This window comes from Ornithinimicrobium sp., from assembly GCF_051004135.1.
GTDB lineage: Bacteria > Actinomycetota > Actinomycetes > Actinomycetales > Dermatophilaceae > Ornithinicoccus.
The window spans coordinates 1-6893 of record NZ_JBPCKQ010000077.1; the positions used below are offsets into that span (position 1 = coordinate 1).

7 protein-coding genes are annotated in these 6893 nt (G+C 70.8%); 5 read left to right on the plus strand and 2 right to left on the minus strand.

Annotated elements, in window-relative coordinates; translation table 11 throughout:
• A partial coding sequence (locus ACR2FV_RS04470; RefSeq protein ID WP_434014497.1) for a hypothetical protein occupies positions 1 to 239 on the minus strand: 239 nt, incomplete at its 3' end.
• A gap of 100 nt (positions 240 to 339) precedes the next feature.
• Between ACR2FV_RS04470 and ACR2FV_RS04475 the strand changes: the two genes are divergently transcribed.
• The 5 genes from ACR2FV_RS04475 (at position 340) to ACR2FV_RS04495 (ending at position 2291) form a co-directional block, all read left to right on the plus strand.
• Positions 340 to 483, plus strand: coding sequence for a sigma factor-like helix-turn-helix DNA-binding protein (locus ACR2FV_RS04475; protein WP_434014503.1), 144 nt, complete (start codon positions 340 to 342; stop codon positions 481 to 483).
• A gap of 66 nt (positions 484 to 549) precedes the next feature.
• Positions 550 to 789, plus strand: coding sequence for a hypothetical protein (locus ACR2FV_RS04480; RefSeq protein ID WP_434014498.1), 240 nt, complete (start codon positions 550 to 552; stop codon positions 787 to 789).
• On the plus strand, positions 789 to 1094 hold the full coding sequence (locus ACR2FV_RS04485; RefSeq protein WP_434014499.1) for a type II toxin-antitoxin system PemK/MazF family toxin: 306 nt from the start codon (positions 789 to 791) through the stop codon (positions 1092 to 1094). Before ACR2FV_RS04480 ends, ACR2FV_RS04485 begins: the two co-directional genes overlap by 1 nt.
• An 88-nt stretch (positions 1095 to 1182) precedes the next feature.
• Positions 1183 to 1725, plus strand: coding sequence for a TetR family transcriptional regulator C-terminal domain-containing protein (locus tag ACR2FV_RS04490; RefSeq protein ID WP_434014500.1), 543 nt, complete (start codon positions 1183 to 1185; stop codon positions 1723 to 1725).
• Positions 1722 to 2291 carry a dihydrofolate reductase family protein gene (locus tag ACR2FV_RS04495; protein ID WP_434014501.1) on the plus strand — a complete coding sequence of 190 codons (570 nt, stop codon included), beginning with the start codon at positions 1722 to 1724 and terminating at the stop codon, positions 2289 to 2291. The genes ACR2FV_RS04490 and ACR2FV_RS04495 overlap by 4 nt, the downstream gene beginning before the upstream one ends.
• Before the next feature lie 457 nt (positions 2292 to 2748).
• Here the strand turns inward: ACR2FV_RS04495 and ACR2FV_RS04500 are convergent.
• Positions 2749 to 6893: Lhr family ATP-dependent helicase (locus tag ACR2FV_RS04500; protein WP_434014502.1), on the minus strand; the 4145-nt coding region annotated here is incomplete at its 5' end.

A 6893-nucleotide genomic window follows, 5' to 3' on the forward strand; every position in this document is an offset into this window, starting at 1 on the left:
CGAACTTCAAGACCACCAAGTACCGGCCCGACTACCCCGACCGGTTCGAGGGCCTGGACCAGGCGCGGGCCTGGATGCGCAGATTCGCCTGGTGGTACAACCATGAGCACTACCATTCCGGCATTGCGTATCTGCATCCCGTCGACGTCCACGCCGGCACCGCCGACCAGATCGTGACCGCCCGCCAAGATGTCCTCGACGGCGCCTATGCCGACAACCCCGAGCGGTTCCGCAACCACCGGCCCCGAGCCGCCAGCCCCCGACCGAAGCCTGGATCAACAAGCCAACCGTCCAAACGAAACCCTGAACAACCCGGCAATCAACCCTTGACAGGTTCCGATCCGACTCACCTACTGGGATGGTTTCACCCTGGCTCAAGCGGCCAGGCTCCCGCGCATGCCGGAGGGCACCATCCGGAGCCGGCATCACCGAGCGCGCCAGCAGCTCCGCCGAATCCTCAGTCCGCCCACGTCACATCCGTAGGGTGCATGACGAGGCACGGAGGCTCACTGCATACCAATTGGTTGACGCCCAGAGTATCCTGCAGTCATGACAAGGCAGATCGCCATCCGCCTGGATGGCCGAGAGCTCGCGGCGCTTGACGCCGAGGTCGACGCCGGCCGCGCGGCCAGTCGTTCCGAAGTGGTCCGCCGGGGCATCGCCCGCCTGCAGCGAGACCAGCGATATCGCGCCGAGGAGGCAGTCCTCATCGACCTCGCCCGACGGGGTGAGCCGATCTACCCGGATCTTGACGGAGGGGCCGACCTCTCCCATCCCGCGTTGGACTGATGCGCACCATTGCGTCGGTCCGCCTGGACAAGCATCGACCGGCGCTGGTTCTGACACGACAGTCCAAGCGGCACCTGCTGACCTGGGTGACGGTTGCGCCGATCACCAGCACGATCCGGGGTCTGACCAGCGAGGTTCAGGTCGGGCCGCGAAACGGCCTGGATCACGACAGCGTGGTCAGCTGCGACACCATCACCACGGTGCCGATCAGCAACGTCGGCGAAACCATCGGCCTGCTCTTCGGCGACCAGGAATCCGCGTTGGCTCGCGCCATCGGCGACGCTTTCGACCTAGAGTTGATCTAGCGCCCGGCTGGTGCTGCGACGCAGGCGCCTCGGCGAAAAGTAGATTACGCAACTATGATTTACTAACGTGGTGGCCCGGCCTCGGAGCTTGACCGACGAACAAATCCTGGACCGCGTCGCCAGCACTCTCGGCGACGCGGGGGCTACGTGGTCCCTTGGCGGCGCCGCCGCGGCTGCCGGACTGCACTCGGCCACGCTGATCAAGCGCTTCGGGTCCCGCCACGCCCTGCTCGTGGCGCTGAGCAGGCGCTGGGTCGATGGCATCCCCACCGCGCCCACCACCGTCGATGGCCATCGTGAGCTTCTTGCGTGGATCGACTCGTTGTCCACCCACGGATCGACACAGGTCCAGCTGCTTGCCCGCCTCGACATGGTCGTCGAAGACCTACGCGACCCAGAGCTTCGCGATCTGCTGCACAAAGGATGGCAGCGACATCTTCGCTACCTCAGCGCCCTGGTCGACCGAGCACAAAGGGCCGGCCAGATCTCATCCGCCGCACCGTCACCTCTGGTTGCGCAACTTCTCCTCGACTCCGCTCACGGCAGCCTCTTGCGCGCGGCGGTAGCCCCCGATCCGACCGAAGCCGATCCCGCCCACGCCGTCCACAACCTTCTGGAGACCCTGAGATGACGACCGCACAACGAAACTGGACCGGTCTCGTCTTCATCGCGAGCAGCGTCGATGGCTACATCGCCCGACCCGACGGCGATCTCGCATGGCTGACCGACCCCCCAGCAGAGCACCGCCACGTCCCTCCTTATGAAGGCGATGACGCACCAGCGGACTACGACGCATTCACAGCAGGGGTGAGTCACCTGGTCATGGGCCGCGGAACCTACGAGAAAGTCCTCACGTTCGGGTCCTGGCCATACGACCGCTTCCGAGTCCTGGTCCTCAGCACGACCCTTCCCGCCAACGAGGATTCCCGGATCACCGTCGCGAGGTCGATCGACCAAGCGTGCGCAGTGCTCGGGGACGAGGAAGCGACGTCGGTATACGTCGACGGTGGTGAGGTCCTCTCCGGTTTCATGGCCGAAGGCCTCATCGACGAACTCACGATCTCCCGGGCGCCCATCGTCCTGGGAAGGGGACTCCCGCTGTTTCACACGCTGCCCAACTCCATCCGACTACTCCACCAGGGCACGTCAACCACCAAGAGCGGCATGACCTGCACCCGCTACCGGATAGCGCACTAGCCATCGCCCCGGGTCGGCGAGGACGCCGTCAACGCGCCCGGCACCACCTCCCAGTGTTGCTCGGCCAGTCGAGCGTGTGTCGCAGGGGGCCCCTTGCGCGCACCTGGCCTGGTCAGCCGTCGATGCTCCTGCGGTTGCCCACATCGACGGCAGTGATGACAAGTTCCCGGCGGATGTCGAGGTGCACGTGGCAATCGCCCACGCTGAGGGGCCAACGGCCCGTGGAGGGCCCCGACAGCACCGTGCCCCTGCCTTCGGGTCCTCCAGATCCTCTGGCGCGGTGAGGGCCTTCATTACCCGCACGGCCACCTGCCGGTCCAACTTCCGCAACGCTCGGTCGACGTCGCGGACCGTGCGGATGGTCCAGGTCATGCAGGCTGACCAGGCAGAGCGTCCAGCTCCCCGCGGGTGATCTCCAACTCGGACATCACATCGTCAAGGGGCCGCGTCTCGCCGGTCAGCGGCGCAGGCGCAGGCCCTGCGGCGTCGGGTGGAAGCCGGCCTCGCCCAACGCGTGGGCAAGCGGGTGCTCTCCGAGCGCGGGTATGCCGTCGATCCGGTGCACGGTGAGCACCGCCAGTCCCCGGTGCCGGACCTGGGTGGCTAAGGCCTTCGCAGCCCCGGTGAGCCGGTCGTCGTCGTCGGTCCAGGTCAGCGCGGTGCGGCCACCGCGCTCGAGGTAGAGGACCAGATCGCCGTCGGCGAGCACGACCAGGGCGCCGGCCTTGCGTCCCGGCCGGTGCCCACCCTCGGGGGCACCGGACTGCTGCGGCCATGGCACGGCGGCACCGTAAGGGTTGGCCGGGTCGGTGGCGGCCAGCACCAGGACGTCGAGATCCTGGTCGTCGCGGACGCGGGAAAGATCCCGCAGCCGATCGACGGCGCCGGTGGTGCCGAACTGCGCCGCGCCCAGGTGCTCGACGAAGTAGCCGCGCCGGACCCGCCCGGCCTCCTCGGCGTCGGCCAGGGTGCGGTAGACACCGGCATACGCTCCGGGGATCTCCTCGGCGACGACACTGCCGCGGGTGAGCACGCCGTAGCGGTCCAGCAGTTGCTCGGCGGTCGCGAGTGCCCGCACCGTGGGGTCCTGCTCGAGCGCCGGCAGCGCCGACCACCGGCCCACCCCGGTCGGGGGGCCGGACCGGGTGGGCAGCGCCGGGCGGGAGGGCCGGCTCGCCAGGGCCACCGACGAGCGTGACCAGCGGGTCGACCGGGCGCCGGTGCGGCGGGTCTTGTGCGTCGCGCGACCCCCGCCGAGCAGCGCGCGCACCGGGGCCAGGGTGTCGCCGCTCAGGTGCCCGGTCCAGACCAGGTCCCACAGTGCGGCGAGCAGCCGGGTGTCCTCGACCACGCCGAGGTCGGGACCCAGCGCGTCGGACAGGGAGCGGAAGAAGTAGGCCCCGCCCCCCTGCAGCAGGTCGTGCACCCGGGTGGCCAGGTCGTCCTCGAGCGGCTCAGGTGCGGCCAGGCTCAGGTGCGCGGTCTCGCTCAGATGCAGCGAGACCCAGCCGTCGTCACCGGACAGTGACCCGTGCCCCTGCCACAGCACCTCGCCACTGCTCATCAGCTCATCCAGCTGGGCCGGCGCATAGTCGCGCACCCGGGCCGGCAGCACCAGGGTCTCCCACGCGCTGGCCGGCACCCTCGCTCCGGCCAGCTGCTCCACGGCCCGGTGCACCCCGTCGACACCGCGCAGCGCGCCGACCGACTGCCACTGCGGCACGAAGCGGGCGTAGGTCCGCTGGGTGACCGGCTCGACCTCCTGGCGCAGCGCGGCCAGCGAGCGACGGCGCAGCATCCGCAGCACGTCGGCGTCGCACAGATCCGGCGAGGGCGAGGCCGGTGTGGGCGGCGCCGTGCTCTCGCCGGGTGTGCTCGGCGCAGGAGCAGCCGACTTCCCGGTATGCAGTGGCCGCAGCTCGCCTTGCACGATCCGCCCGGAGGACACCAGCCGGCTCACCGCGTCGCGGACCACGGCCTGCCCCAGCCCCAGCCGCCCGGCGAGCTCGGCCAGGGTGAACGGGGTATGGGTGCGGGCGTAGCGCTGCACCAGGTCGCCCAACGGGTCGGGCACCGGCTCAAGGAACGTCGCAGCCACCCCCGGTGGCAGGGCTGTGCCCAGAGCGTCGCGCAGTCGCGCCGCGTCCTGCGCGTCGGCCCACCGCTCGTCTCCGGCGATCCGCACCCCGAGGACCTGGCGGCTCTCGCCGAGCGCGGTGACCCAGGTCTCGACGACAGGACGCAGGTCCTCCCGGGTGCGCTCGGCGATCTCGGCGCTCGACAGCGGCCCCAGGGTGCGCAGCAGGTCGAGCACGTCGTGCTCGTCGCGGCAGGCCCGGTCGGACACCAGGCGCTGCAGCTCGGCCTCGGTGCGGGCCACCACCTCCGGGTCCAGCAGGTCACGCAGCGCCGCACCCTCACCGCGGCCCAACAGCTCGGCCAGCAGGGTGGGGTCCAGCGACAGGGCCGCGGCCCGACGCTCGGCCAGCGGTGAGTCACCCTCGTAGAGGTACTGTGCGACATACCCCATCAGCAGCGACCGGGCGAAGGGGGACGCACTCTGGGTCTGCACCGAGACGATCCGCACCGTGCGACCGCTGATCGCGCGCATCAGCTCGACGAGGGCGTCAACGTCGTAGACGTCCCGCACGCATTCGCGCACCGCCTCCAGCACGATCGGGAAGCTCGGGTAGCGGGCGGCGACCTCCAGCAAGGAGGCGGAGCGCTGCCGCTGCTGCCACAGCGGCTGTCGCTTGCCGGGGGTGCGGCGCGGCAGCAGCAGCGCCCGGGCGGCGCACTCCCGGAACCGGGCGGCGAACAGCGCCGACCCACCGATCTCGGTGGTCACCAGGTCAGCCACGTCGTCGGGGTCCAAGGTGAGCAGCTCGGCCAGCTCGGTGTCGAAGGACCGTCCGGCGGGGTCACCCTCCGTGCCCTCGCCGAGGTCGGGCAGCCGCAGCACGATGCCATCATCGGCGGCCATCGCCTGCACGTCGGTGCCGAAGCGCTCGCGCATCCGGGCCGCCAGACACAGCGCCCACGGGGCGTGCACGGGGGTGCCGAAGGGGCTGTGCACCACGACGCGCCAGTCGCCGATCTCGTCCCGGAACCGCTCGACCACCACCGTCCGGTCATCCGGCAGCTGACCGGTGGCCTCGCGCTGCTCGGCCAGGTAGTCCAGCAGGTTGTTGCTGGCCCACTCGTCCAGCCCGCGGTTCCGCAGCCCGGCCGCGGCGGTATGCCGTGGCGCCGCTGCGGTCTCGCGCACGAACTCGCCCACGGCTCGGCCCAGCTCGGCGGGGCGGCCCAGGCTGTCGCCCTTCCAGAACGGAAGCCGGCCGATCTGCCCCGGCGCCGGGGTGACCAGCACCTGGTCGTGCGTGATGTCTTCGATCCGCCACGAGGTGGTGCCCAGGGTGAACACGTCACCGACCCGGGACTCGTAGACCATCTCCTCGTCCAGCTCGCCGACCCTCCTCCCCGGACCGTCGCCGGTCGCCAGCATCACGGCATACAGCCCACGGTCCGGGATGGTGCCCCCGGAGGTGACCGCGAGCAGCTGCGCGCCGCGGCGGGCCGAGAGGGTGTCGGTGATCCGGTCCCAGACGATGCGGGGGCGCAGGTCGGCGAAGTCCTCGCCGGGGTAGCGCCCGGCCAGCATGTCCAGGGTCGCCTCCAGCAGCGGCCGGGGGAGCGCGGCATACGGCGCGGAGCGGCGCACCAGCTCCAGCAGACCGGTGACCGACCAGTCGTCCATCGCGACCATGGCGACGATCTGCTGGGCGAGCACGTCGAGCGGGTTGGCCGGGACCCGCAGCGACTCGATCGCGCCGCCGGTCATCCGGTCGACGACGACGGCGGTCTGCACCAGGTCTCCGCGGTGTTTGGGGAAGAACACCCCGCGGGAGACCGCCCCGACCTGGTGCCCGGCCCGACCGACCCGCTGCAGTCCGCTGGCCACGCTGGGCGGTGACTCGATCTGCACGACCAGGTCGACGGCGCCCATGTCGATGCCGAGCTCGAGGGAGCTGGTGGCGACCACGGCGGGCAGGGTGCCGGACTTCAGTGCGTCCTCGATCTGGGCGCGGTGCTCCTTGCTGACCGAGCCGTGATGGGCGCGGGCCAGCACCGGGGGAGCACCCGCCGACGAGCCGGACTGAGCCATGACCTGCGCGGGCGGCCGGGTCTGCGACGTCCGGTGGTCGCGGCCGGTGTGCCCGGCCGGGTCGTCGGTGCCTTGGGCCTCGACGGCCGGATCGTCGGTATGCCGCTCGTCCCAGATCTCGTTGAGGTTGCTGGTGAGGCGCTCGGCCAGCCGCCGGGAGTTGGCGAAGACCAGGGTGGAGCGCTGGGCGGAGACCAGGTCGACCACTCGGCGCTCCACGTGCGGCCAGATGGAGACCCGCTCGGAGGGGTCCGGCGCGGGCATCCAGAGGTCGTCCTCGATCGCCTCTCCGGGGCTGGCCAGATCGGGCAGCACCGGCCCCTGGCCGACCGGGGGTGCGGGATCCTGCCCCTGGCTGAGATCGTCGAGGGTCGACTCCTCGACCGGGCGGTCGTTTTGCTCTCCCCCCGTGGCCCCTGCCGACGAAAGTTCGGACA